23 protein-coding genes, 2 tRNA genes and 1 other annotated feature are annotated in these 23,283 nt (G+C 57.0%); of the genes, 15 read left to right on the forward strand and 10 right to left on the reverse strand.

Going from position 1 to position 23,283, the window contains the following annotated elements:
* The first annotated feature begins 207 nt into the window (after positions 1 to 207).
* The 3 genes from shiA to USF70_RS09820 all read left to right on the forward strand — a co-directional run bounded on the left by shiA (position 208) and on the right by USF70_RS09820 (position 4,840).
* Entirely contained in the window at positions 208 to 1,521 is a 1,314-nt protein-coding gene (shiA, locus tag USF70_RS09810) for a shikimate transporter (protein ID WP_320735584.1), read from the forward strand.
* Positions 1,522 to 1,594: 73 nt separating this feature from the next.
* The gene (locus USF70_RS09815) at positions 1,595 to 3,049 is read left to right on the forward strand and encodes an AMP nucleosidase (RefSeq protein ID WP_023312354.1); all 1,455 of its coding nucleotides are present in this window, start codon (positions 1,595 to 1,597) and stop codon (positions 3,047 to 3,049) included.
* A gap of 18 nt (positions 3,050 to 3,067) precedes the next feature.
* Entirely contained in the window at positions 3,068 to 4,840 is a 1,773-nt protein-coding gene (locus USF70_RS09820; RefSeq protein ID WP_320735585.1) for an aminopeptidase P family protein, read from the forward strand.
* A gap of 140 nt (positions 4,841 to 4,980) precedes the next feature.
* On the opposite strand, the gene USF70_RS09825 is transcribed toward USF70_RS09820, so the two are convergent.
* Positions 4,981 to 5,056, reverse strand: a tRNA-Asn gene (locus tag USF70_RS09825).
* A 103-nt stretch (positions 5,057 to 5,159) separates the two neighbouring features.
* Complete coding sequence (emmdR, locus tag USF70_RS09830; protein ID WP_126796522.1) at positions 5,160 to 6,614, reverse strand: multidrug efflux MATE transporter EmmdR; 1,455 nt, start codon at positions 6,612 to 6,614, stop codon at positions 5,160 to 5,162.
* 161 nt (positions 6,615 to 6,775) lie between these two features.
* Between emmdR and USF70_RS09835 the strand changes: the two genes are divergently transcribed.
* A tRNA-Asn gene (locus tag USF70_RS09835) sits at positions 6,776 to 6,851 on the forward strand.
* 53 nt (positions 6,852 to 6,904) lie between these two features.
* Entirely contained in the window at positions 6,905 to 7,240 is a 336-nt protein-coding gene (locus tag USF70_RS09840) for a gamma-glutamylcyclotransferase family protein (protein WP_096151388.1), read from the forward strand.
* Between the two features lie 47 nt (positions 7,241 to 7,287).
* Here USF70_RS09840 and USF70_RS09845 read toward each other — a convergent pair whose 3' ends face one another.
* The 4 genes from USF70_RS09845 to dacD form a co-directional block, all read right to left on the reverse strand.
* Positions 7,288 to 7,623: a DUF496 family protein gene (locus USF70_RS09845; RefSeq protein WP_008499467.1), complete on the reverse strand. Its 336-nt coding sequence runs from the start codon at positions 7,621 to 7,623 to the stop codon at positions 7,288 to 7,290.
* Positions 7,624 to 7,781: 158 nt separating this feature from the next.
* Positions 7,782 to 8,840: an FUSC family protein gene (locus tag USF70_RS09850; protein ID WP_033145945.1), complete on the reverse strand. Its 1,059-nt coding sequence runs from the start codon at positions 8,838 to 8,840 to the stop codon at positions 7,782 to 7,784.
* Between the two features lie 92 nt (positions 8,841 to 8,932).
* On the reverse strand, positions 8,933 to 9,406 hold the full coding sequence (sbmC, locus tag USF70_RS09855) for a DNA gyrase inhibitor SbmC (RefSeq protein ID WP_320735586.1): 474 nt from the start codon (positions 9,404 to 9,406) through the stop codon (positions 8,933 to 8,935).
* Positions 9,407 to 9,525: 119 nt separating this feature from the next.
* Positions 9,526 to 10,692 carry a serine-type D-Ala-D-Ala carboxypeptidase DacD gene (gene dacD / locus USF70_RS09860; RefSeq protein ID WP_032658759.1) on the reverse strand — a complete coding sequence of 389 codons (1,167 nt, stop codon included), beginning with the start codon at positions 10,690 to 10,692 and terminating at the stop codon, positions 9,526 to 9,528.
* A gap of 198 nt (positions 10,693 to 10,890) precedes the next feature.
* On the opposite strand from dacD, the gene sbcB reads away from it, so the two are divergent.
* Positions 10,891 to 12,327, forward strand: coding sequence for an exodeoxyribonuclease I (gene sbcB / locus USF70_RS09865; RefSeq protein ID WP_414464677.1), 1,437 nt, complete (start codon positions 10,891 to 10,893; stop codon positions 12,325 to 12,327).
* 112 nt (positions 12,328 to 12,439) lie between these two features.
* Here sbcB and plaP read toward each other — a convergent pair whose 3' ends face one another.
* The 4 genes from plaP to USF70_RS09885 form a co-directional block, all read right to left on the reverse strand.
* Positions 12,440 to 13,798, reverse strand: coding sequence for a putrescine/proton symporter PlaP (gene plaP / locus USF70_RS09870; RefSeq protein ID WP_023312362.1), 1,359 nt, complete (start codon positions 13,796 to 13,798; stop codon positions 12,440 to 12,442).
* The gene (gene yoeI, locus USF70_RS09875) at positions 13,788 to 13,850 is read right to left on the reverse strand and encodes a membrane protein YoeI (protein ID WP_099458931.1); all 63 of its coding nucleotides are present in this window, start codon (positions 13,848 to 13,850) and stop codon (positions 13,788 to 13,790) included. The genes plaP and yoeI overlap by 11 nt, the downstream gene beginning before the upstream one ends.
* Before the next feature lie 219 nt (positions 13,851 to 14,069).
* Positions 14,070 to 14,999 carry a LysR substrate-binding domain-containing protein gene (locus tag USF70_RS09880; RefSeq protein ID WP_096151385.1) on the reverse strand — a complete coding sequence of 310 codons (930 nt, stop codon included), beginning with the start codon at positions 14,997 to 14,999 and terminating at the stop codon, positions 14,070 to 14,072.
* Positions 15,000 to 15,040: 41 nt separating this feature from the next.
* A complete protein-coding gene (locus tag USF70_RS09885) occupies positions 15,041 to 15,865 on the reverse strand; it encodes an SDR family oxidoreductase (RefSeq protein WP_320735587.1) in 825 nt (274 codons plus the stop codon).
* 175 nt (positions 15,866 to 16,040) lie between these two features.
* On the opposite strand from USF70_RS09885, the gene hisL reads away from it, so the two are divergent.
* From hisL to hisIE, 9 genes are all read left to right on the forward strand, one after another.
* The gene (hisL, locus tag USF70_RS09890) at positions 16,041 to 16,091 is read left to right on the forward strand and encodes a his operon leader peptide (RefSeq protein ID WP_001364200.1); all 51 of its coding nucleotides are present in this window, start codon (positions 16,041 to 16,043) and stop codon (positions 16,089 to 16,091) included.
* Positions 16,067 to 16,190: a sequence feature (His leader region), on the forward strand. It overlaps the preceding gene by 25 nt.
* Before the next feature lie 45 nt (positions 16,191 to 16,235).
* On the forward strand, positions 16,236 to 17,135 hold the full coding sequence (gene hisG, locus USF70_RS09895) for an ATP phosphoribosyltransferase (protein ID WP_028018500.1): 900 nt from the start codon (positions 16,236 to 16,238) through the stop codon (positions 17,133 to 17,135).
* A gap of 5 nt (positions 17,136 to 17,140) precedes the next feature.
* Positions 17,141 to 18,445, forward strand: a complete 1,305-nt coding sequence (hisD, locus tag USF70_RS09900) for a histidinol dehydrogenase (RefSeq protein WP_064672957.1) — start codon at positions 17,141 to 17,143, stop codon at positions 18,443 to 18,445.
* Entirely contained in the window at positions 18,442 to 19,503 is a 1,062-nt protein-coding gene (gene hisC / locus USF70_RS09905) for a histidinol-phosphate transaminase (RefSeq protein ID WP_320735588.1), read from the forward strand. Before hisD ends, hisC begins: the two co-directional genes overlap by 4 nt.
* Positions 19,500 to 20,567: a bifunctional histidinol-phosphatase/imidazoleglycerol-phosphate dehydratase HisB gene (gene hisB / locus USF70_RS09910; protein WP_032636078.1), complete on the forward strand. Its 1,068-nt coding sequence runs from the start codon at positions 19,500 to 19,502 to the stop codon at positions 20,565 to 20,567. The genes hisC and hisB overlap by 4 nt, the downstream gene beginning before the upstream one ends.
* A complete protein-coding gene (hisH, locus tag USF70_RS09915) occupies positions 20,567 to 21,157 on the forward strand; it encodes an imidazole glycerol phosphate synthase subunit HisH (RefSeq protein ID WP_217073189.1) in 591 nt (196 codons plus the stop codon). Before hisB ends, hisH begins: the two co-directional genes overlap by 1 nt.
* Entirely contained in the window at positions 21,157 to 21,894 is a 738-nt protein-coding gene (gene hisA / locus USF70_RS09920; protein ID WP_094934016.1) for a 1-(5-phosphoribosyl)-5-[(5-phosphoribosylamino)methylideneamino]imidazole-4-carboxamide isomerase, read from the forward strand. The genes hisH and hisA overlap by 1 nt, the downstream gene beginning before the upstream one ends.
* Positions 21,876 to 22,652: an imidazole glycerol phosphate synthase subunit HisF gene (gene hisF / locus USF70_RS09925; RefSeq protein ID WP_320735589.1), complete on the forward strand. Its 777-nt coding sequence runs from the start codon at positions 21,876 to 21,878 to the stop codon at positions 22,650 to 22,652. Before hisA ends, hisF begins: the two co-directional genes overlap by 19 nt.
* Complete coding sequence (gene hisIE, locus USF70_RS09930; RefSeq protein ID WP_214576585.1) at positions 22,646 to 23,257, forward strand: bifunctional phosphoribosyl-AMP cyclohydrolase/phosphoribosyl-ATP diphosphatase HisIE; 612 nt, start codon at positions 22,646 to 22,648, stop codon at positions 23,255 to 23,257. The genes hisF and hisIE overlap by 7 nt, the downstream gene beginning before the upstream one ends.
* The last annotated feature ends 26 nt before the right edge of the window (positions 23,258 to 23,283 follow it).

Here is a 23,283-nt window from a genome sequence, read left to right on the forward strand (position 1 = left end):
ATTCAGCCTTTAACGGAGCCAGAAGACACAATTATCTCGCTGCAGGTGGGGATGAAATTTATTTATTCAGCACCATCCGGAAAGATAAAAACGTTTTCTCAGGCGTTCTGTCGCGGTAGTCTCATAGGTTCCGTTTATATGACGGCCGCTATGTGAGTGACCTTTTCTTATACCAATAATTAAAAAATCAGTACGGACAGGACAACTATGGACTCCACCCTCATCTCCGATCGTCCCAACGAGGAGACACCTTCGCTCAATCGTGCCCGCCGCGCAGCCTTAGGCAGCTTCGCGGGTGCCGTCGTCGACTGGTATGATTTTCTACTTTACGGCATCACTGCCGCCCTGGTGTTTAACCGCGAGTTTTTTCCCCAGGTCAGCCCCGCGATGGGCACGCTCGCCGCGTTTGCCACCTTCGGGGTCGGCTTTCTGTTTCGCCCACTGGGCGGTGTGATCTTCGGCCACTTCGGTGACCGACTCGGCCGCAAGCGCATGCTGATGCTCACCGTCTGGATGATGGGGATCGCCACCGCGCTGATCGGTATTCTCCCCTCGTTTGCCTCTATCGGCTGGTGGGCGCCGGTACTGCTGGTCACCCTGCGCGCCATCCAGGGCTTCGCCGTAGGCGGCGAATGGGGCGGTGCGGCGCTGCTGTCCGTAGAGAGCGCGCCGAAAAATAAGAAAGCGTTTTACAGCAGCGGCGTACAGGTGGGGTACGGCGTGGGCCTGCTGCTTTCCACCGGTCTGGTATCGCTAATCAGCCAGCTCACCACCGACGAGCAGTTCCTGAGCTGGGGCTGGCGCATTCCGTTCATCTTCAGCATCGTGCTGGTCATTACCGCGCTGTGGATCCGTAACGGGATGGAGGAGTCGGCTGAGTTCGAAAAGCAGCAGGAAAAACCGGCCAAGAACAGACGTCTTCCGGTCATGGAAGCCCTCGTCCGGCATCCTGGCGCTTTTCTGAAAATTATCGCCCTGCGCCTGTGCGAGCTGCTGACGATGTATATCGTCACCGCGTTTGCCCTGAACTACTCGACGCAGAACCTTGGTCTGCCGCGCGAGCTGTTCCTGAATATTGGCCTGCTGGTCGGCGGGATCAGCTGTCTGACTATCCCCTGCTTCGCCTGGCTGGCGGACAGGTTTGGCCGCCGTCGCGTTTACATCACCGGGGCGCTGATTGGCACCCTCAGTGCCTGGCCATTCTTTATGGCGCTCGAGGCGCAGTCGATCTTCTGGATTGTCTTCTTCGCCATCATGCTCGCCAACATCGCTCACGATATGGTGGTCTGCGTGCAGCAGCCGATGTTCACCGAGCTGTTTGGCGCAAGCTACCGCTACAGCGGCGCGGGCGTGGGCTACCAGGTGGCAAGCGTGGTCGGCGGCGGATTTACGCCGTTTATTGCCGCCGCGCTGGTGACCTTCTCCGGCGGCAACTGGCACAGCGTGGCGATTTATCTGCTGGCCGGTTGCCTGCTGTCGGCGACGACGGCGCTGCTGATGAAAGAGACAAGCCACGGCTGATCTCCCTTTTGTTTCACAGGCGTGTGACATACTATCGGGTAGAGTCGCACACCTGTGGAACAAGGAGACAGAGATGAATAATAAGGGCTCCAGCCTGACCCCGGCTCAGGCGCTGGAAAAACTCGACGCGCTGTATGAACAGTCCGTCAACGCGCTGCGCGGCGCCATCAGCGAATATATCGAAACAGGGAAACTTCCCGACCAAAAGGCCAGAACAGAGGGCCTTTTTGTTTATCCATCGCTCTCTGTGACCTGGGACGGCAGCGCCAGCAGTAATCCCAAAACCCGCGCCTACGCGCGCTTTACCCACTCCGGCTGCTACAGCACCACCGTCACCCGCCCTGCGCTGTTCCGCCCGTATCTTGAAGAACAACTCACGCTGCTGTACCAGGATTACGGCGCGCACATTGCCGTTGAGCCCTCGCAGCATGAGATCCCGTATCCGTACGTGATTGACGGTTCGGCGTTAACCCTCGACCGCTCCATGAGCGCGGGGCTGACCCGCCACTTCCCGACGACGGAACTTTCACAGATTGGCGATGAGACGGCCGACGGGATTTATCACCCGGCAGAATTTTCTCCCCTGTCGCACTTTGATGCCCGACGGGTCGATTTCTCTCTGGCGCGCCTGCGCCACTACACCGGTACGCCAGTCGAACATTTCCAGCCGTTCGTGCTCTTTACCAACTATACCCGCTACGTCGACGAGTTTGTCCGCTGGGGCTGCAGCCAGATCCTCGACCCGGAGAGCCCGTATATCGCGCTGTCCTGCGCGGGCGGGATCTGGATCACCGCTGAAACCGAAGCGCCCGAGCAGGCCATTTCCGACCTGGCGTGGAAAAAACACCAGATGCCCGCCTGGCACCTGATCACCGCCGACGGTCAGGGCATCACGCTGATTAACATCGGCGTTGGCCCGTCAAATGCCAAGACCATCTGCGACCATCTGGCGGTACTGCGCCCGGACGTGTGGCTGATGATTGGCCACTGCGGCGGCCTGCGTGAAAGCCAGCTGATTGGCGACTACGTGCTGGCCCACGCCTATCTGCGCGATGATCACGTGCTTGATGCGGTCCTGCCGCCGGATATCCCAATCCCGAGCATCGCCGAAGTACAGCGCGCGCTGTATGACGCCACCAAAGAGGTCAGCGGCATGCCGGGCGAAGAGGTTAAACAGCGCCTGCGCACCGGTACGGTCGTCACAACGGATGACCGCAACTGGGAGCTGCGCTACTCCGCCTCCGCGCTGCGGTTCAACCTGAGCCGCGCGGTGGCGATCGATATGGAGAGCGCCACCATTGCCGCGCAGGGATATCGCTTCCGCGTTCCTTACGGCACGCTGCTGTGCGTCTCCGATAAGCCGCTGCACGGTGAAATTAAGCTGCCGGGCCAGGCCAACCGTTTCTACGAAGGGGCTATCTCTGAGCATCTGCAGATTGGTATTCGTGCGATTGATTTACTTCGCGCGGAGGGCGACAAGCTGCATTCGCGCAAGCTGCGCACCTTCAACGAGCCGCCGTTCCGCTAATCACGATAAGGAAAAACAATGTCCAGCACATCACCGCTCTCTGCCCTGCGCCACTGGCTTGAGGCCAGCCATCTCGACGGGATGATCGTCCCGCGGGCGGATGCCTGGCAGAGCGAATACTGCGCGCCTTACGACGAAAAGCTGGCCTGGCTGACGGGCTTTGACGGTTCGGCCGGCGTGGCGCTGGTGCTGAAAAACAAAGCGCTGCTGTTCGTCGACGGGCGCTATCAGGTTCAGGCGCGCGTTCAGGTCAATACGGATGAGGTTGAGATCCACCACCTGCACAACGAGCCGCTGGCGGAATGGCTGGCAGAAAACGTTGAGGCAGGAACGCGCATCGGTTTTGACGCGCTGCTGATGACCAACGCGGAGTTTGAGCAACTGTCTGCCACGCCGTGCGAGCTGGTGCCGCTGAAGGTCTCGCAGTTTGACACCTTGTGGACCGATCGCCCTGCCGCACCGGCGGGGCTTATCCGTGAGATGCCGGTTGAACACAGCGGTGAACGCAGCGCGGACAAACGTCAGCGCGTCGCCGCCGTGCTGGCCGCAAACAATGCCGATTATCTCGCCGTCACCCTGCCGGATAACATCGCCTGGCTGTTAAACGTCCGCGGTGCGGATATCCCTTACAGCCCGGTACCGCTCTCCTTTGCCCTTCTCGGTCGTGACGGTCACGTTGAGTGGTTTGTTAACGACAATAAGCTCAGCGCCCTGCCTGACGGTGTGCGCAATGCGTTCACCATTGCGCCGCAGGATACCTTTATTGAACGCTGCCAGCAGATTGCCGTAGGCAAACGGGTGATGATTGATGCCGATTCCGCGCCGGTTGCCCTGCGCTTCGCCGTTGAACCACGGGGAGAAATTGTCTGGCGGACCGATCCCATCACCCTGATGAAAGCGACTAAAAACCCGGTCGAGCTGGCAGGTTATCGCGAGTGCCATCACCGGGACGGGGCCGCGTGGGTCAACTTCCTCGCCTGGCTGAGCCGCGAAGTGCCGCGGCGCGAGGCGGCAGGACAACCGCTCACCGAGCTGGACGCGCAGGCGCAGCAGCTTGCGTTCCGTCAACAGCAGCCCGGGTTCATCGAGCAGAGTTTTGCAACCATCTCCGCCTCTTCGAGCAATGCGGCGATGTGCCACTACCATTCGAGCGAGGCCAGCAATAAGCCCATCGGCCATGACCATTTTTACCTGAACGATTCCGGAGGTCAGTATGCTAATGGCACCACCGATGCCACGCGCACGCTGGCGTGGGGTAACGTCGATCCGCAGCAGCGCCTGCACTACACTGCCGTGCTGAGAGGCTTCCTGTCGCTCATTACCCTGCAGTTCCCTTCTGGGACTCAGGGGCATCAGCTGGATGCGTTTGCGCGTCGCCCGCTGTGGGAGATGGGGCTGGATTACGATCACGGCACGGGACACGGCGTGGGGCACCAGCTGCTGATCCACGAGAACCCGCATCGCATCGCCAAAAAGGTTAACCCGTGGCCGCTGGTGGCGGGCAATATCATGACTATCGAGCCGGGCTACTATCTGGGCGACAGCCACGGTATTCGTATTGAAAACCAGGTGGAGATTGTGGAGAGCCGTCCGGGTTTCTGCAAATTTGCCTCGCTGACGCTGATCCCGATCGACTTAAGTCAGGTTGAGCTGCATCTGCTGAGCGAGCAGGAAAAGCAGTGGCTGGATGCGTATCACCGGCAGGTTCGCGAGGTGCTTTCACCTCTGGTGAATAGCGATGCGCGTGAGTGGCTGGTTGAGGCGACGGCGCCGATTGGTTTGGATCGATAGTGCGGCTTGTTGGTTGCCCGGTGGCGCTGCGCTTACCGGGCCTACAATCCCGTAGGTCGGGTAAGGCGAAGCCGCCACCCGACAATTTTACCAGATGCAGAAAAGCAAAAAGCCTGCTTTAAAAGCAGGCTTTTTAAATTTGGCTCCTCTGACTGGACTCGAACCAGTGACATACGGATTAACAGTCCGCCGTTCTACCGACTGAACTACAGAGGAATCGTGTGAACGGGGCGCATATTATCGATGCTCCCCCGGGATGTCAAAGGCAGAATGCACATTTCCGATCGTTTGCCGAATTATTCTCCACTTCGCGCAATTGTCAGGCATTTTTTCGCGGATATTTCCACAGCCAGCGTCCGCTGACCATCCGCCAGTAGAACAGCGCACCCCGCACGGCCCAGTCGAGGAACATCCCCAGCCAGACGCCGATCACCCCCCATCCGAGCATCACCCCGAGCGTATACCCCGCGACAACGCGACATCCCCACATGCCGAGCATCGATACCCACATCGCAAAGCGGGCATCGCGCGCCCCTTTCAGCCCGGCGGGTAATACCCATGAGGCTGCCCAGATGGGCATAAAGGCCGCGTTGAGCCAGATGAGGATCTTAACAACCTCTTTAACGTCGTCTTCGTGGGTATAGAACGAGGCCATCAGCCCGGCAAACGGCGCGGTTCCCCAGGCGATCAGCGTCAGCCCAATGGTCGACAGCCAGAACACGTGCCGCAGCTGCCGCTCCGCCTGGCCTATCTGCCCTTTCCCGAGCCGCTTACCCGTAATAATGGTGGATGCTGAACCCAGCGCGTTACCCGGCAGGTTAATCAGCGAGGCAATAGAGAAGGCGATAAAGTTACCGGCGATAACGTCGGTGCCCATCCCGGCGACAAACATCTGCGTGAGCAGCTTCCCGCCGTTGAACAATACCGATTCAATGCTCGCGGGAATGCCGATGCCCATCACTTCCCAGATAATGGCGAAATTAAAGGGGCGGAAATAGCTTTTTAGCGTCAGACGCAGCGAGGGGGTAATCCCCGCCATCAGCACCCCGATGATGGCTGCCGCACCGATATAGCGTGAAATGGTTAACCCCAGTCCGGCACCGACGAACCCCAACCCCTCCCACGAGAACACGCCGTAGATCAGCACGCTGCTGATAATGATATTCAGGATATTCATCCCGCCGTTGATCAGCAGCGGAATTTTGGTGTTGCCCGCCCCGCGCAGCGCACCGCTGCCAATCAGCGCAATGGCCGCCGCCGGATAGCTTAAGACGGTCATTTCCAGGTAGGTCAGCGCCAGGTCTTTAACCTCGTTAGTGGCCTCTCCGGCGACAAAATCGATAATCTCTTTACCGAAATAGTGGATCACCGCCGCCAGAACGATCGAAAAAATGGTCATGATCATCAGCGACTGGCGGGCCGCCTCGCGTGCACGTTTGGGATCAAGCTTGCCGAGGCTAAAGGCCACCACCACCGTCGTCCCGAGGTCTATGGCGGCAAAGAACGAGATCACCACCATGTTAAAGCTGTCCGCCAGCCCAACCCCTGCCATCGCCTCTTTCCCCAGCCAGCTCACCAGGAAGGTGCTCAGGACCCCCATCAACAGAACGCAGGTATTTTCCAGGAAGATAGGCACGGCAAGAGGGGTGATTTCACGCCAGAACAGGACACGATAGCTTTTACGTTTTGCATACCACGGCGTGCGCGTTATCGCCTGGCGTAAGGAGGCAGTGACGTTCAAAATGGACCTTAGCGAGAAAAGTTGAAACTCCATTTCAAATGATGGGGGACAAATGCTAATCCTGCAAAGTATTTTCCAGAAAAAGATGTGTGGATTTACAACAAACTGATGACAGAATCAGCAACCAGTCGGTTTTCCCTAAGATCAGGTTTGACAAAAGTTTTTTCGCCGCTAAGATAAGCCTCCACAACGATTCCTCTGTAGTTCAGTCGGTAGAACGGCGGACTGTTAATCCGTATGTCACTGGTTCGAGTCCAGTCAGAGGAGCCAAATTTAAAAAGCCTGCTTTTAAAGCAGGCTTTTTGCTTTGCGGATGAGGGAAAATGAACGCTCTGTTTGTCTACGGCACGCTGCGCCCGGGCCACGCTAATGCGCATATTCTTGAAAACATCGGCGGCGAATGGCTGGCCGGTTCCGTATCCGGCACGTTTTACGAACGCGGCTGGGGCGCCGCGGCGGACTTCCCGGGAATTGTGCTCCACCCTGACGGCCCCCGCGTCGAAGGCTATCTGTTTATCTCAGATAACCTTGCCGCACACTGGCAAATGCTGGACGAATTTGAAGACGGCTACGATCGGGTTGAGGTCACGGTGACCACCCTTGAAGGCAAGCAGGTTCAGGCCTGGATTTATCAGCTACAGCCGCGTTCTGAGTCATAAAAAAAGGCTCTCTGTCACCAGAGAGCCTTTTTCACTATTCGCTGCGATTACTCGCTTTTTGCTTCGCCGTTTTTGATTTCGCCCATCACTTTCAGCTTTTTAGAGATGTCACGACGCTCTTTGGACAGCTCAGCGTTTTTGATGATGTAGTCATCAACGCGGTCTTCATAGTCGCTCTTCATGCTGGCGATGATGCCCTGAATAGCTTCAACGCTCATACCTGGCTTGATGTAGTCGCTCAGGTTGTCGAGCAGCAGAACACGTTTCTGGTTGTCACGGATCTTCTTCTCAACGTCCTGGATTTCACGCTGCAGCTTGTTTTTGCGCCGGAACAGGCGGACGAATTCCAGAACATCCTGGAACGAAGGCTTGGTAGTTTCCATTTTTACACCCCTGATAATGTGAGATTCGGATTCGTTAAGGCAACCGTTGTAACAATAACCTTACTGACAGCGGCTGCGAATGACAATGAGTATATCGTTTAAAGCTATCATAACCCCAATTGCTGCTGAATCGAAGCAGCAGCCGTCACATACGCCTTTTATTTGCGCAGCGCCCGGCAAATAAGGTGCGATAACAGCTCAAGCTGCCGCGCCAGTTCCATGCTCAGCCAGACGTAGCCATGAATAGGCGTTTCCGCAACGTTATCGCTCTGGCGTTCATTGATTAACTGCTTCAGCTCCGCAACGATCTCATTCAGCCGCTCGCTGTTGGCCAGTATCGGCTGCGGATTCCCTTCATAGAGCGCATGGGCAATGGTCAACAGCGTTTGCTGCGTCATCTGCTGAGTCTCTTTGAGAGTCTGCGCGTTAAGCATCAACAGATGGCTGGGACGCGAGGCCCAGTGGGCGTTGATTTGCAGTTCAAGCATGCAGACCAGATTGCGGCTTACCGTCTGGATGGCTTCGAAAATCGATTTCTGAATACGGGTTTCTTTGCTGGCGGGCGTGATCAGGCCGCGCATTTTGACCACGTCGTTGAGGATCGTTTGCAGATGCTTTTCCAGCCGGGGACGCTCGACCAGATTCGGAGAAAAACCGGCCTGATAGACGCGGTTAAAGGCGGTGACGTAGTTCGCCATCTGAATACGCCAGTGCAGAAAAGCGCGCTGCGGCCAGATACCGGTGAAGAGCATGGCCAGCAGTGACCCCAGGATAACATCCCCGCTTCGCCACAGCGCCGTGGTCATATCCCCGGCGGGCGCACCGACAACTACCGCGAGAGTAATCCCAATCAGCAAGGCCTGATACGGTCTTTTGCCCAACGCCAGCCAGCCGCACAGGAACATGGCGGCCCCGCACCATGCCAGCATCACGGGAAATGAGATGAGCTCCAGCTTCAGGGCAATAAGCCCAAGGGCCGAGCCTAAAACCGTCCCGCCAATTCGCTCAAAGGCGCGCGGAACAACGTTCCCCCAAAACGAGATGGGCCCCATCACCACCACCAGGGTGATCAGCGGCCACGTCCCTTCCGGAACATCAAGCAAACGGACCAGTACAAACGTCAATACGAACGCCAGCGCGATGCGGCACCCGTGCACCACGCGGTAATGTTTGTACAAGCGAATTTCAAAAGGGGTTAATGATTTGTCGGGACGCACACCCGCTCTCCAGCTACACGGCAAATCACAATTGTACTGTGTTTTCAGCCGGGCGGCTCGCTCCCGGCTGAAAAACCCTTCATTTAGCAGGCTTAAGCCGTTTTATGCTCTACCGCAATATACATTTCGATATCCCAGTAGCCGTCTGCATTACCGTCATTGAGATAGCGTTCGAAGCAGGGTTTAAGCGCCATCTGGTACTTATTGTCCTGCTGCAGAGAGTTGAAGAACTGATACCACGGCGTGGCGAAGTCGTAGTTTTCCACGCGCGCCGTCGCCACGGCATAATCCCCGGCCGCGATTTCCGTCATCATGACGCCTTCGCTGTTTTCCGGAATAACGAAATCGTCCGGCACCGTAACGGCCGTATCGCAGCGCAGTTTTTCTGCCGGGACCTCATCGGGGTTATCGTAGTAGACCGCAACCCACTCCAGCGGCTCAATGTGGCGCCCGTCCACCCACATCACTAGCTGTTCAAAGCCCTGTTTAACCGTTTGTTCCCACGGTCCGACCAAATGAAAACCGGCAATCTTACGTTTCTGTTGCTGCTTGATGCTGTAGTCCATGCTGCCTCCATTTATTACTGTATATTTATACACTATAAAGCTGGATTACTATTATCGGCAAACGAGGAGTGTTTATTATGTGAGCAGACTCGCAACCCTGCCAGTCCGCCCATCAGCAGTTAAAGCGTGTGGTGGAGATAATCGCTCATGCGAGAGAACAGTCCGCCCTTATCAACGGCTTCCAGCGTCACCAGCGGCCAGTGCGCCACCACCTTGTCACGGTCATAGAGCTGGATCTCCCCGACCCGCTGATGCGCAGCAATCGGCGCTTCCAGCTCTTTTTTATCCAGCACGTATTTGGCTTTGATGTTCGGCACTTCCGCTTTCGGCAAGGCCAGCCAGAAGTCCTGGTCGGTGCCCAGTTTCACCTGCTCCTTATCGCCGTACCAGATACGCTCTGTCCCCACTTTTTTACCGCTATGCAGGATTTGCACCGTATCGAAGTTCTGCTGCCCCCAGTGCAGCAGTTTTCGGGCCTGGTCCTCACGGCCTTTCGGGCTGTCCGCCCCCATCACCACCGCGATTAAACGGCGCTGGCCGTCAACGGCGGACGCAATCAGGTTAAAGCCCGCCCCCGAGGTGTGCCCCGTTTTAAGCCCGTCCACGTTCATGGTTTTATCCCACAGCAGGCCGTTACGGTTTTGCTGGGTGATCCCGTTCCAGGTCAGGCTCTTTTCGCTGTACATATGATAAAACTCAGGCTCGCCGTGAATGATGGCCCGGGAGAGTACGGCCAGGTCATAGGCCGAGCTGTGCTGGCCCGGCGCGTCCAGCCCGTGGACGGTTTCAAAGTGCGTATCGCGCAGGTTCAGCTTCTGCACGTAGTCGTTCATCATCTTCACAAACTGCGGCTGACCGCCCGCCACGTGATCGGCCAGCGCCACGCAGGCGTCGTTGCCGGAATCGACAATCAGACCGCGGCTTAAATCACGCACGGAGACGCGATCGCCCTCTTTCAGGAACATCAGCGATGAGCCGTCAAAAACCGGGTTGCCTTTTGCCCACGCGTCACGCCCGACGGTGACAATGTCGTCCGGCGTAATGCGATGGCTATCAATGGCCCGATCAACCACATACCCCGTCATCAGCTTGGTCAGGCTCGCCGGATTACGTTGTTGATGTTCGTTGCCCGCCGTTAAGATCTGACCAGTCGTGTAGTCCATCAGCACCCAGGAGCCAGCCTGAATGGCCGGAGGCTGCGGCGAAAAATCCAGTGGTTCGGCCGCAAAAGCAGATGAGACACTCGAAGCGAGTAAAGAAACAGCAATAAACAGACGGCGTTTCAACGGTATATCCTCAGGTCATTAAAAATCGATGACCTTTTTACGGGAGTTCTGATGTCGTTACCTGGCTTAATTGCAAAAAAATGTGACAGAGCACAGATTTTTCTCTGAAGCTGGCGCGCAAATTTGCTCGACGGCGGTGCTTTTTATTCGGTCTGAACCGCACGATCGTTTACCATAGTGACGTCATTTTTTAACAGGATGGTATTACTGGTGTCTGACTCTGCCGCTCGCCCGACTTTTTTATTCCATGACTACGAAACCTTTGGCACGCACCCGGCGCTGGACCGACCGGCGCAGTTTGCCGCCATCCGTACCGACGACGAATTCAACATTATTGGCGAGCCTGAGGTCTTTTACTGCAAACCGGCTGATGACTACCTGCCGCAGCCCGGGGCGGTCATGGTCACCGGGATCACGCCTCAGGAAGCGCGCGAGAAAGGCGTTAACGAGGCAGAATTCGCCCGACGCATCCACGATCTGTTTACCGTCCCCAATACCTGCGTGGTCGGTTACAACAACATCCGCTTCGATGACGAAGTAACGCGCAACATCTTCTATCGCAACTTCTACGATCCCTATGCCTGGAGCTGGCAGAACCGCAATTCACGCTGGGATTTGCTCGACATCATGCGCGCCTGTTATGCCCTGCGTCCTGAGGGCATTAACTGGCCGGAAAACGAGGAAGGGCTGACCAGCTTCCGGCTAGAACACCTGACGCGCGCCAACGGCATCGAGCACAGCAATGCCCACGACGCGATGGCGGACGTCTATGCCACCATTGCCATGGCGAAGCTGGTGAAAAACGCGCAGCCCCGGCTGTTTGAGTATCTGCTGAGCCACCGCAGCAAGCAGAAGCTCATGACCCTTATCGACGTACCGCAGATGAAACCCCTGGTGCATATCTCCGGCATGTTTGGCGCCTGGCGCGGTAATACCAGCTGGGTCGCCCCGCTGGCCTGGCATCCGGACAACCGTAATGCGGTCATCATGGTGGATTTAGCTGGCGATATTTCGCCGCTGCTGGAGCTCGACAGCGATACCCTGCGCGAACGGCTCTATACCCCGAAAAATGAACTCGGCGATCTGCCCGCGGTGCCGGTCAAACTGGTGCATATCAATAAATGTCCGGTACTCGCGCAGGCGAATACGCTGCGCCCGGAAGATGCGGACAGACTGGGCATTAACCGTCAGCGCTGCCTCGATAACCTGAAAGTGCTGCGCGATAACCCGCAGGTGCGCGAGAAAGTAGTTGCTATCTTTGCCGAGGCGGAGCCGTTCGTGCCGTCTGAAAACGTGGATGCCCAGCTCTACAACGGCTTCTTCAGCGATGCCGACCGCGCGGCGATGAATATCGTTCTGCAAACCGAGCCGCGTAACTTACCGGCGCTGGATATTACTTTCGCCGATAAACGCATCGAAAAGCTGATGTTTAACTACCGCGCACGTAATTTCCCCGGCACGCTGGACGAGGCAGAGCAGGAACGCTGGCTGCAGCACCGTCGCAATGTCTTTACCCCTGAGTTCCTTAATAGCTATGCCCAGGAGCTGGAAATGCTTTATGGCCAGTATGAGGGGAATGCTGAGAAACAGGCGCTGTTGAAATCCCTGTTCCAGTACGCTCAAGAGATTGTCTGAGCGAGCGGTATAAAAAAAGCCGGAGGCGATGTCTCCGGCTTTTTTTTGCCCGCTGGCACAGGCCAACGGGTGTGTCGTTTTGTAGGCCGGGCAAGCGCCACCCGGCGAGTCATTACGCGACGTCTTCGTACTGAGGAACCGGGTTACGGAAGCTCTTCGTGACGCAGGCCAGGTAAATCAGGCCGATACCCGCCCAAATCAGGCCAAGCACCATAGAGCTCTCTTCCAGGTTAACCCACAGCGCGCCCACGGTCAGGGCACCGCACATCGGCAGGAACAGATACTGGAAGTGATCTTTCAGCGTCTTGTTACGCTTTTCACGGATCCAGAACTGAGAGATAACCGACAGGTTAACAAAGGTGAACGCCACCAGCGCACCGAAGTTAATCAGCGCCGTTGCCATCACCAGGTCAAAGTTAATCGCCAGAAGCGCAATGGCACCGACCAGAATGATGTTCATCGCCGGAGTACGCCAGGTTGGATGAACGTAACCGAAGAAGCTTTTCGGGAATACGCCATCGCGGCCCATCACGTACATCAGACGCGCAACGCCTGCATGCGCGGCCATACCGGACGCCAGTACGGTAATGGTGGAGAAGATCAGCGCGCCAACCTGGAACGCTTTACCCGCCACATAGAGCATGATTTCCGGCTGAGATGCATCCGGATCCTTAAAGCGAGAGATATCCGGGAAGTACAGCTGCAGGAAATAGGTCGAGAAAATAAAGATCAGACCGCCAATCAGCGCCGTCAGGAAGATGGCGCGAGGGATCACGCGCTCTGCGTCTTTCGTTTCTTCAGACAGGTTGCTGATGCCGTCAAAACCGGTAAAGGAGAAGCACAGAATGGTTGCCCCGGTAATCATCGGGATCACATGGGCATCACCAGACCAGAACGGCTTGCTGCTCGCCAGAGTGCCGGCGCCTTCGCCGTGGAACACGCCGTAAATCACCATGCCAAGAATAACGGCAATCAGGACAACCTGAAGCACAACGATAACGGAGTTAAAGTTGGCAACGGACTTAATGCTGCGCAGGTTAAAGGCGGTCATAAAGGCCACCAGCGCCACGACGAACATCCAGGATGGAATCGACGGCACCAGCGCTTCAAAATAAATTTTTGCCAGCAGAATGTTGATCATCGGCGCGAACAGGTAGTCGAGCAGCGAAGACCAGCCCACCATAAAGCCAACAGTCGGGCTGATGGATTTCTGGGCATAGGTGTAGGCGGAACCAGCAGACGGATAGCGACGCACCAGTTTACCATAGCTCAGCGCGGTAAAGAGGATCGCAATCAGCGCGAAGCCATAAGCCGTCGGCACATGACCGTCTGTGAGGCCTGATACGATACCGAATGTATCGAACAGCGTCATCGGTTGCATATAGGCAAGGCCCATCATAACAACCGGAATCAACGTAAGCGTTTTACGTAATTCCACGCGAGAGGTGTTTGGAGTTGCGTTATGCGACATAGTTATTCTCCTTTACGGTGATAACCGCCACGTAAGCGAAAAATTGCCCCATTTCTTTCTTCCTCAGCGACAACAACTGTCGGATTTTAGTAAATATCTATCCGGTACGAAGCCCGGCCTCTTGGTTTTTAGTTTCGTTTCGTACATGCAAAAAAAAATAACCGACGCCTTTTATATCGTCGATTATTCATTTGGTTGCAGCGGCCGCATTTTGCCCCACATCGGATACAAAAGGCAATACTTTGCAAAGCATGGGACAATTTTCTTTTTACTAACTGGCTGATTTCTGGACGTCGGGCTGAGAGTAAACGGCGGCGATAGCACTATTTGCTAAAATCTCGTCTCGCCACCAGGCGCTTGCAAGCCCGGCAGTTTGTTCATTCCAGCCTACCCACACCGATTCATTACTGCTTTGAGCAAGTACCTGTTTTTCAACAAGCGCGCCGCTGTCAATAAACCGCTGCGCCAGATAGCGCGGTAAATAGCCGCAGCCCAGGCCGCTTATTTGCAGTTCCAGCTTGGTTTTAAAGTCGAAAACGGTAATGGCCTCCTGCTCATCAAGCAGCTGCGAGGAGACCGAGCATTCCGGACGAGAGCTGTCCCCGACCACGATGGCGCGATAGCCTTTAATCACGCGACGGTTAAGCGGCTCGGGTTCCTGAGCCAGCGGGTGATGGGGCGCCACGGCAAATACCTGCTCCAGCACGCCCAGCCGGGCAAAACCAAAATCACTCAGCTGGGGAGGCTCATGGAGCGCACCGACAAAGATATCCGCCCTGCCCTGCGTTAAGGCATCCCAGGAGCCCCCCAGCACGCCGTTGATAAAAATAAGCCGGGTCACGCTGTGGTGTTGATAAAAGGCTTCAATCAGCGGCGTCAGGAGAGAAAACGGAAAGGTATCATCCACGCCAATAACCAGCTCGTTTTCCCACCCCTGATGGAGTTTTACGGCCTGCTTTTCGAGTTCACGAACGGTATGGAGGACTTCACGGCCTTTTTCCAGCAGCATCTGTCCGGTACGGGTGAAACGTGCGCGGTGCCCGGTGCGATCGAGGATCTGGATATTGAGATCGCTTTCCAGTTTTTGAACGGTATAGCTCAACGCAGATGGGGTTTTGTAGAGCTTTGCTGACGCAGCGGCAAAGCTCCCCTCTTTTTCCAGAGCATCCAGAATAATAAGAACATCCAGCAGCGGTTTCATGCTCGCCCCCTTCTGGTGCGCGATCGTCTCCGCTGCGGGTCTTATTCCATGGGCATCACCAGCGGATCGGGATACTGATACTCAAACCCCAGCTTATGACAAATGCGATTGCCATCAACAATTTTGCCTTTGCTGTCATCCTTTGCCTCACCAAAAACCGGCGGAGCCAGGCCCAGCTGACGTGCCATCAGCGGGTAAAACGTGCTGCGTGCCGGATGAGAAGGTGCACATATATTATAGATGTGTCCACCTTTCGGAGCCTGTAAGAGTAGCTCAATCGCAGCAACAACATCGTCAAGATGAACAAGATTGACGACATGCTGGCCGTCTGGCGCAGACTTACCGGCAAAAAAGCGTCCCGGATGGCGGCCAGGGCCCACCAGCCCCGCCAGACGGACAATATCGACCTGCGTGCCGGGAAGATTATGCAGCCAGTCTTCCAGCTCTTTCAGAACCTGACCGCTCGCCGTCACGGGACGGCGCTCGGAACTCTCTTTCACCACGCCCTCAACTTCGCCATACACCGACGTCGAGCTGGTAAAAATGATGCGCGGAACATGGTGCGCCAGCGCGCTGTCGACGATCTCCTGCATCGCCTGCAGATAAAACGACTCGCCCGGGCCACTGCGCCGCGCGGGGAGCGTGATCACCAGCACATCGACGTTCATCAGCGTGTCCAGATCGTCAGCATCACACACCAGCTCCGGTTCAAGGCGCAGCTCAACGCCATCAATACCGCACATGCGCGCTGCCTCTACCCCATCCGCCGTGGTTTTGCTCCCGGTCACCTGCCAGCCTTTCGCGGCTAATGACATCGCCAGCGGCATTCCCAGCCACCCTAAACCGACAATTGCGACCTTTTTCATGCGAATTCTCCTGACTCTCACTCGTCTTTTATAAGGCTACGCCAGCCCGGCAGAACACACAATTCATAGCATCAATATGAAATGAATTAATGATCAAAAAAAGCCCTTGCAATATGTCGTACAACTGGTTTAGGTTAAAAGACATCAAATGAATAAGCATTCATCGAGAATTTATATGACACGCGTTCAATTTAAACACCACCATCATCACCATCATCCTGACTAGTCTTTCAGGCGATGTGTGCTGGAAGACGTTTGGATCTTCCAGTGGTGCATGAACGCATGAAAAAGCCCCCGGAAGATCTTCTTCCGGGGGCTTTTTTTTGGACCAAATTCAGACAGGTTAAAACAGGTTAACGAGGAATAAAGAATGTTAGATAACTCACGCTTACGCATAGCTATTCAAAAATCAGGCCGTTTGAGCGATGACTCACGCGAACTGCTGGCCCGCTGCGGGATTAAAATTAACCTGCACACCCAGCGCCTGATTGCTCTGGCTGAAAACATGCCCATCGACATTCTGCGCGTGCGTGATGACGATATTCCCGGCCTGGTCATGGATGGCGTCGTTGACCTCGGCATTATCGGGGAAAACGTGCTGGAAGAAGAGCTTCTGACCCGCCGCGCGCAGGGCGAAGATCCGCGTTATTTCACCCTGCGTCGTCTGGACTTCGGCGGCTGCCGCCTGTCGCTGGCTACGCCGGTTGACGAAGCGTGGGACGGCCCGGCCGCGCTGAACGGCAAACGTATCGCCACCTCTTACCCTCACCTGTTAAAGCGTTATCTCGACCAGAAAGGCGTGCAGTTTAAATCCTGCCTGCTGAACGGCTCCGTTGAAGTGGCGCCGCGTGCGGGTCTGGCGGACGCCATCTGTGACCTCGTCTCTACCGGCGCGACGCTGGAAGCCAACGGTCTGCGCGAAGTGGAAGTGATCTACCGCTCTAAAGCGTGCCTGATTCAGCGCGACGGCGACATGGCCGACGCCAAGCAGCAGCTGATCGACAAGCTGCTGACCCGCATTCAGGGCGTGATTCAGGCTCGTGAGTCCAAATACATCATGATGCACGCCCCAACCGAGCGTCTGGATGAAGTGATTGCCCTGCTGCCGGGCGCTGAGCGTCCAACCATCCTGCCGCTGGCGGGCGATCAGCAGCGCGTGGCGATGCACATGGTGAGCAGCGAAACCCTGTTCTGGGAAACCATGGAAAAACTGAAGGCGCTGGGCGCAAGCTCCATCCTGGTGCTGCCTATTGAGAAGATGATGGAGTAATGGCCATGAGCTTTAACACAATCATCGACTGGAATACCTGTAGCGACGCACAGCAGCGCGAGCTACTGATGCGCCCGGCGATTTCCGCCTCTGAGAGCATCTCACGCACCGTGGCGGAGATCCTGGATAACGTCAAAGCCCGTGGCGATGACGCGCTGCGTGAATACAGCGCGAAGTTTGACAAGACGGAAGTCGGTGCATTACAGGTTACCGAGCAGGAAATCATTGATGCCAGCAATCGTCTGGGTGACGATATCAAGCAGGCGATGGCCATCGCGGTGAAAAACATTGATACCTTCCACACCGCGCAAAAGCTGCAGACCGTGGATGTCGAAACCCTGCCCGGCGTGCGTTGCCAGCAGGTCACGCGCCCGGTTGCGTCCGTTGGCCTCTATATCCCTGGCGGCTCTGCCCCGCTTTTCTCCACCGTACTGATGCTGGCGACACCCGCGCGAATTGCCGGGTGTCAGAAAGTGGTGCTGTGCTCACCGCCACCGATTGCCGACGAGATCCTCTATGCGGCGAAGCTCTGCGGCGTGCAGGCGGTCTATAAAGTGGGCGGCGCGCAGGCGATTTCGGCACTGGCGTTCGGCACGGAATCCATTCCGAAGGTCGACAAAATTTTTGGCCCGGGCAATGCGTACGTGACCGAAGCCAAGCGACAGGTCAGCCAGCGTCTGGACGGCGCGGCCATCGATATGCCTGCCGGCCCGTCTGAAGTGCTGGTGATTGCCGACAGCGGCGCAACGCCGGACTTCGTGGCCTCCGACCTGCTTTCTCAGGCGGAACACGGCCCGGACTCGCAGGTCATCCTGCTAACGCCGGACGCCGATATGGCGAAACGCGTGGGCGAAGCCGTTGAGCGCCAGCTTGCCGACCTGCCCCGCGCCGACACGGCACGTCAGGCGCTAGCGGCCAGCCGCCTGATTGTGGCGCGCGACCTGGACCAGTGTATTACCATCTCCAACCAGTACGGCCCGGAACACCTGATCATTCAGACCCGCAACGCGCGCGATCTGGTTGACAGCATTACCAGCGCGGGCTCGGTGTTCCTCGGCGACTGGTCACCGGAGTCCGCGGGCGATTACGCCTCCGGCACCAACCACGTGCTGCCCACGTATGGCTACACCTCTACCTGTTCGAGCCTGGGCCTGGCGGATTTCCAGAAACGCATGACCGTGCAGGAGCTCTCCCGCGAAGGGTTTGCGTCACTGGCGTCTACTATTGAAACCCTGGCCGCCGCCGAGCGGCTGACCGCCCACAAAAATGCCGTTACGCTGCGCGTTGCAGCCCTGAAGGAGCAAGCATGAACATTGAAGAGTTAGCCCGCGAAAATGTCCGTCGTCTGACGCCTTACCAGTCGGCGCGTCGTCTGGGCGGTAAAGGGGATGTCTGGCTGAACGCCAACGAATTCCCGACGGCGGTGCAGTTTGAACTGTCGCAGCAAACGCTGAACCGCTATCCGGAGTGTCAGCCAAAGGCCGTTATTGAAAACTACGCGCATTACGCGGGCGTGAAGCCAGAGCAGGTGCTGGTCAGCCGCGGCGCGGATGAGGGCATTGAACTGCTGATCCGCGCCTTCTGCGAGCCGGGCAAAGACGCGGTGATGTACTGCCAGCCTACCTACGGCATGTACAGCGTCAGCGCGGAAACCTTCGGCGTAGCGTGTCGCAACGTGCAGGCGCTGGAGAACTGGCAGCTGGATCTTCAGGGGATCGCCGACAATCTCGATGGGGTAAAAGTGGTATTTGTCTGTAGCCCGAACAACCCGACCGGACAGATTATCAACCCGCAGGATATCCGCACCCTGCTGGAGATGACGCGCGGTAAAGCTCTGGTGGTGGCAGACGAAGCCTACATCGAGTTTTGCCCGCAGGCGACGCTGGCTGGCTGGCTGGAAGAATATCCACACCTGGTGGTGCTGCGTACGCTGTCAAAAGCCTTTGCCCTTGCGGGTCTGCGCTGCGGATTCACCCTGGCGAATAAAGAGGTCATCGACCTGCTGCTGAAAGTGATCGCCCCGTACCCGCTCTCGACGCCGGTTGCCGATATTGCGGCACAGGCGCTGACGCCTCAGGGGATCAACGCGATGCGCGAGCGCGTGGCGCAAATCCTGGAGGAACGTCAGTATCTGGTGACCGCCCTGAAGGATATCCCTTGCGTGGAGCAGGTATTCGACTCGGAAACTAACTACATCCTGGTGCGCTTCACCGCATCGAGTGCCGTATTTAAATCTTTATGGGATCAGGGCATTATCTTACGAGACCAGAATAAACAACCTTCTCTGAGCGGGTGCCTGCGCATTACCGTAGGCACCCGTGCAGAGAGCCAGCGCGTGATTGACGCCCTGAAAGCGGAGAAAGTATGACCCAGAAGATCCTTTTCATCGATCGTGACGGCACCCTTATTTCGGAGCCACCAGCCGATTTTCAGGTCGACCGATTCGACAAGCTGGCTTTTGAACCGGACGTGATCCCGGTGCTGCTCAAGCTGCAAAAAGCAGGCTTTAAGCTGGTGATGATCACCAACCAGGATGGTCTGGGTACCGACAGCTTCCCGCAGGCGGACTTTGACGGCCCGCATAATCTGATGATGCAGGTGCTAACCTCTCAGGGCGTGGTATTTGATGAAGTGCTGATTTGCCCGCACATGCCGGCCGACGAGTGTGACTGCCGTAAGCCAAAGGTGAAGCTGGTAGAGCGCTACCTGGCTGAAGATGCGCTGGATAAAACCAACAGCTATGTCATCGGCGATCGCATCACCGATATCACGCTGGCGGAAAACATGGGCATCGCGGGGCTGCGCTACGACCGCAACAACCTGAACTGGGCGAAGATTGGCGAGCAGCTGACAAAACGCGACCGCTATTCCCACGTAGAGCGCAACACCAAAGAGACGCAGATTGATGTGAAGGTCTGGCTGGACCGTGAAGGCGGCAGCAAGATCCACACCGGCGTCGGTTTCTTCGATCACATGCTGGACCAGATTGCCACCCACGGCGGTTTCCGCATGGAAATTACGGTAAAAGGCGATCTCTACATAGACGATCACCACACCGTGGAAGATACCGGCCTGGCGCTGGGTGAAGCCCTGAAGCTGGCGCTCGGCGACAAGCGCGGCATTAACCGTTTCGGCTTTGTCCTGCCGATGGACGAGTGTCTGGCGCGCTGCGCGATGGACATCTCCGGCCGTCCGCACCTGGAATACAAAGCTGATTTCACCTACCAGCGCGTGGGCGATCTGAGCACCGAAATGGTGGAGCATTTCTTCCGCTCCTTGTCCTACACCATGGGCCTGACGCTGCACCTGAAGACCAAGGGCAAGAACGACCACCACCGCGTGGAGAGTCTCTTTAAAGCCTTTGGCCGTACCCTGCGCCAGGCAATTCGCGTGGAAGGTGACGCCCTGCCTTCATCGAAAGGAGTGCTGTAATGAACGTGGTCATTCTGGATACCGGATGCGCCAACCTGAACTCCGTGAAATCGGCCATTGCGCGCCACGGCTATGAGCCGGTGGTAAGCCGTGACCCGGACGTGGTGCTGCGCGCCGACAAACTCTTTTTACCGGGCGTGGGCACCGCGCAGGCGGCGATGGATCAGATTCGCGAACGAGAGCTGGTCGGCCTGATCAAAGCCTGTACCCAGCCGGTGCTGGGCATTTGTCTGGGCATGCAGATCCTGGGCCGCCGCAGCGAAGAGAGCAACGGCGTTGACCTGCTGGGCATTATTGATGAAGACGTGCCGAAAATGACCGATCGCGGCCTGCCTCTGCCGCATATGGGCTGGAACCGCGTCTACGCCAAAGCGGGCGACCGGCTGTTTCGCGGCATCGAAGACGGCGCGTATTTTTACTTCGTGCACAGCTACGCCATGCCGGTGAACGTGAATACGATCGCCCAGTGCACCTACGGCGAGGCGTTTACGGCGGCCGTACAGAAAGATAATTTCTTCGGCGTGCAGTTTCACCCGGAGCGCTCTGGCGCCGCTGGCGCGCAGCTGCTGAAAAACTTCCTGGAGATGTGATGATTATTCCCGCGTTAGATTTAATTGACGGTACAGTTGTCCGTCTGCATCAGGGCGATTACGGCCAGCAGCGCGACTACGGAAACGACCCGCTGCCGCGTCTGCAGGATTATGCCGCTCAGGGTGCGCAGGTACTGCACCTGGTGGATTTGACGGGCGCGAAAGACCCGGCGAAACGCCAGATCCCGCTGCTTAAACAACTTGTTGCGGGCGTTGATGTGCCCGTCCAGGTCGGCGGCGGCGTGCGTACGGAAGATGACGTCGCGGCGCTGCTGGACGCTGGCGTGGCCCGCGTGGTGGTGGGCTCAACCGCCGTGAAAGATCCTGAGACGGTGAAAGGCTGGTTCCGCCGCTTTGGTGCCGATGCCCTGGTGCTGGCGCTGGACGTACGTATTGACGAACAGGGTAATAAGCAGGTGGCCGTTAGCGGCTGGCAGGAAAACTCCGGCGTGACGCTGGAAGAGCTGGTCGATATCTATCTGCCCGTTGGCCTGAAGCACGTGTTGTGTACGGACATCTCCCGCGACGGGACGCTGGCGGGCTCCAACGTCTCGCTGTATGAAGAGGTCTGTGCGCGTTATCCGCAGGTAGCGTTCCAGTCTTCGGGCGGTATCGGTGATATCGGCGACGTGGCCGCGCTGCGCGGTACCGGTGTGCAGGGCGTGATTGTGGGCCGGGCCCTGCTGGAAGGTAAATTTACTGTGACGGAGGCGATTCAATGCTGGCAAAACGGATAATCCCCTGCCTGGACGTACGCGATGGTCAGGTCGTGAAAGGCGTGCAGTTCCGCAACCACGAGATCATTGGCGACATCGTTCCGCTGGCAAAACGCTATGCCGATGAAGGCGCCGACGAGCTGGTCTTTTACGACATCACCGCCTCCAGCGATGGCCGCGTGGTCGATAAAAGCTGGGTGGCACGCGTGGCGGAAGTGATCGACATTCCGTTCTGCGTGGCGGGCGGGATTAAGTCCGCTGACGACGCCGCCAAAATTCTCTCGTTTGGCGCCGACAAGATTTCGATTAACTCCCCTGCCCTGGCCGACCCGGAGCTGATCACCCGCCTCGCCGATCGTTTTGGCGTGCAGTGTATTGTGGTTGGGATCGACACCTGGTATGACGCCGCAACGGGCAAGTACCACGTGAACCAGTACACCGGGGATGAAAACCGCACGCGCGTGACGCAGTGGGAAACGCTCGACTGGGTACAGGAAGTGCAGAAGCGTGGCGCTGGCGAGATTGTCCTCAACATGATGAACCAGGACGGCGTGCGTAACGGGTATGACCTCGAGCAGTTGAAAAAAGTGCGCGACGTGTGCCATGTGCCGCTGATCGCCTCCGGCGGCGCGGGCACAATGGCGCATTTCCTTGAAGCCTTCCGCGATGCAAACGTGGACGGCGCGCTGGCCGCGTCCGTGTTCCACAAACAAATTATTAATATTGGTGAGTTAAAAACGTACCTGGCCGACCAGGGCGTGGAGATCAGGGTATGTTAACAGAGCAACAACAGGCGCAGCTGGACTGGGAAAAGACTGACGGATTATTGCCGGTAGTTGTACAGCATGCTGTTTCAGGTGAAGTGCTGATGCTGGGATATATGAACCAGGACGCGCTGGCAAAAACGCTCGACAGCGGTAAAGTCACCTTTTTCTCGCGCACCAAACAACGCCTGTGGACCAAAGGCGAGACCTCGGGTCATTTCCTGAACGTGGTCAGCATGGCGCCTGACTGCGATAACGATACCCTGCTGGTGCTGGCAAACCCAATCGGTCCAACCTGCCATAAAGGTACCAGCAGTTGCTTCGGCGAGGCGAGCCACCAGTGGTTGTTCCTGTATCAACTGGAACAGCTGCTGGCAGAGCGTAAGACTGCGGATCCCGAGAGTTCCTATACCGCGAAACTGTACGCCAGCGGAACCAAGCGCATCGCACAGAAGGTGGGAGAAGAAGGCGTTGAAACCGCGCTGGCCGCAACGGTGCATGACCGCGAGGAGCTGACGAATGAAGCGTCGGACCTGATGTATCACCTGCTGGTGCTGCTGCAGGATCAGGAGCTGGATTTGACGGCGGTGATTGAAAATCTTCGCAAACGGCACAAATAAAAAAACCGGGGATATCCCCGGTTTTT

This window comes from Enterobacter sp. 237C8, assembly GCF_034106865.1.
Lineage (GTDB): Bacteria > Pseudomonadota > Gammaproteobacteria > Enterobacterales > Enterobacteriaceae > Enterobacter > Enterobacter asburiae_B.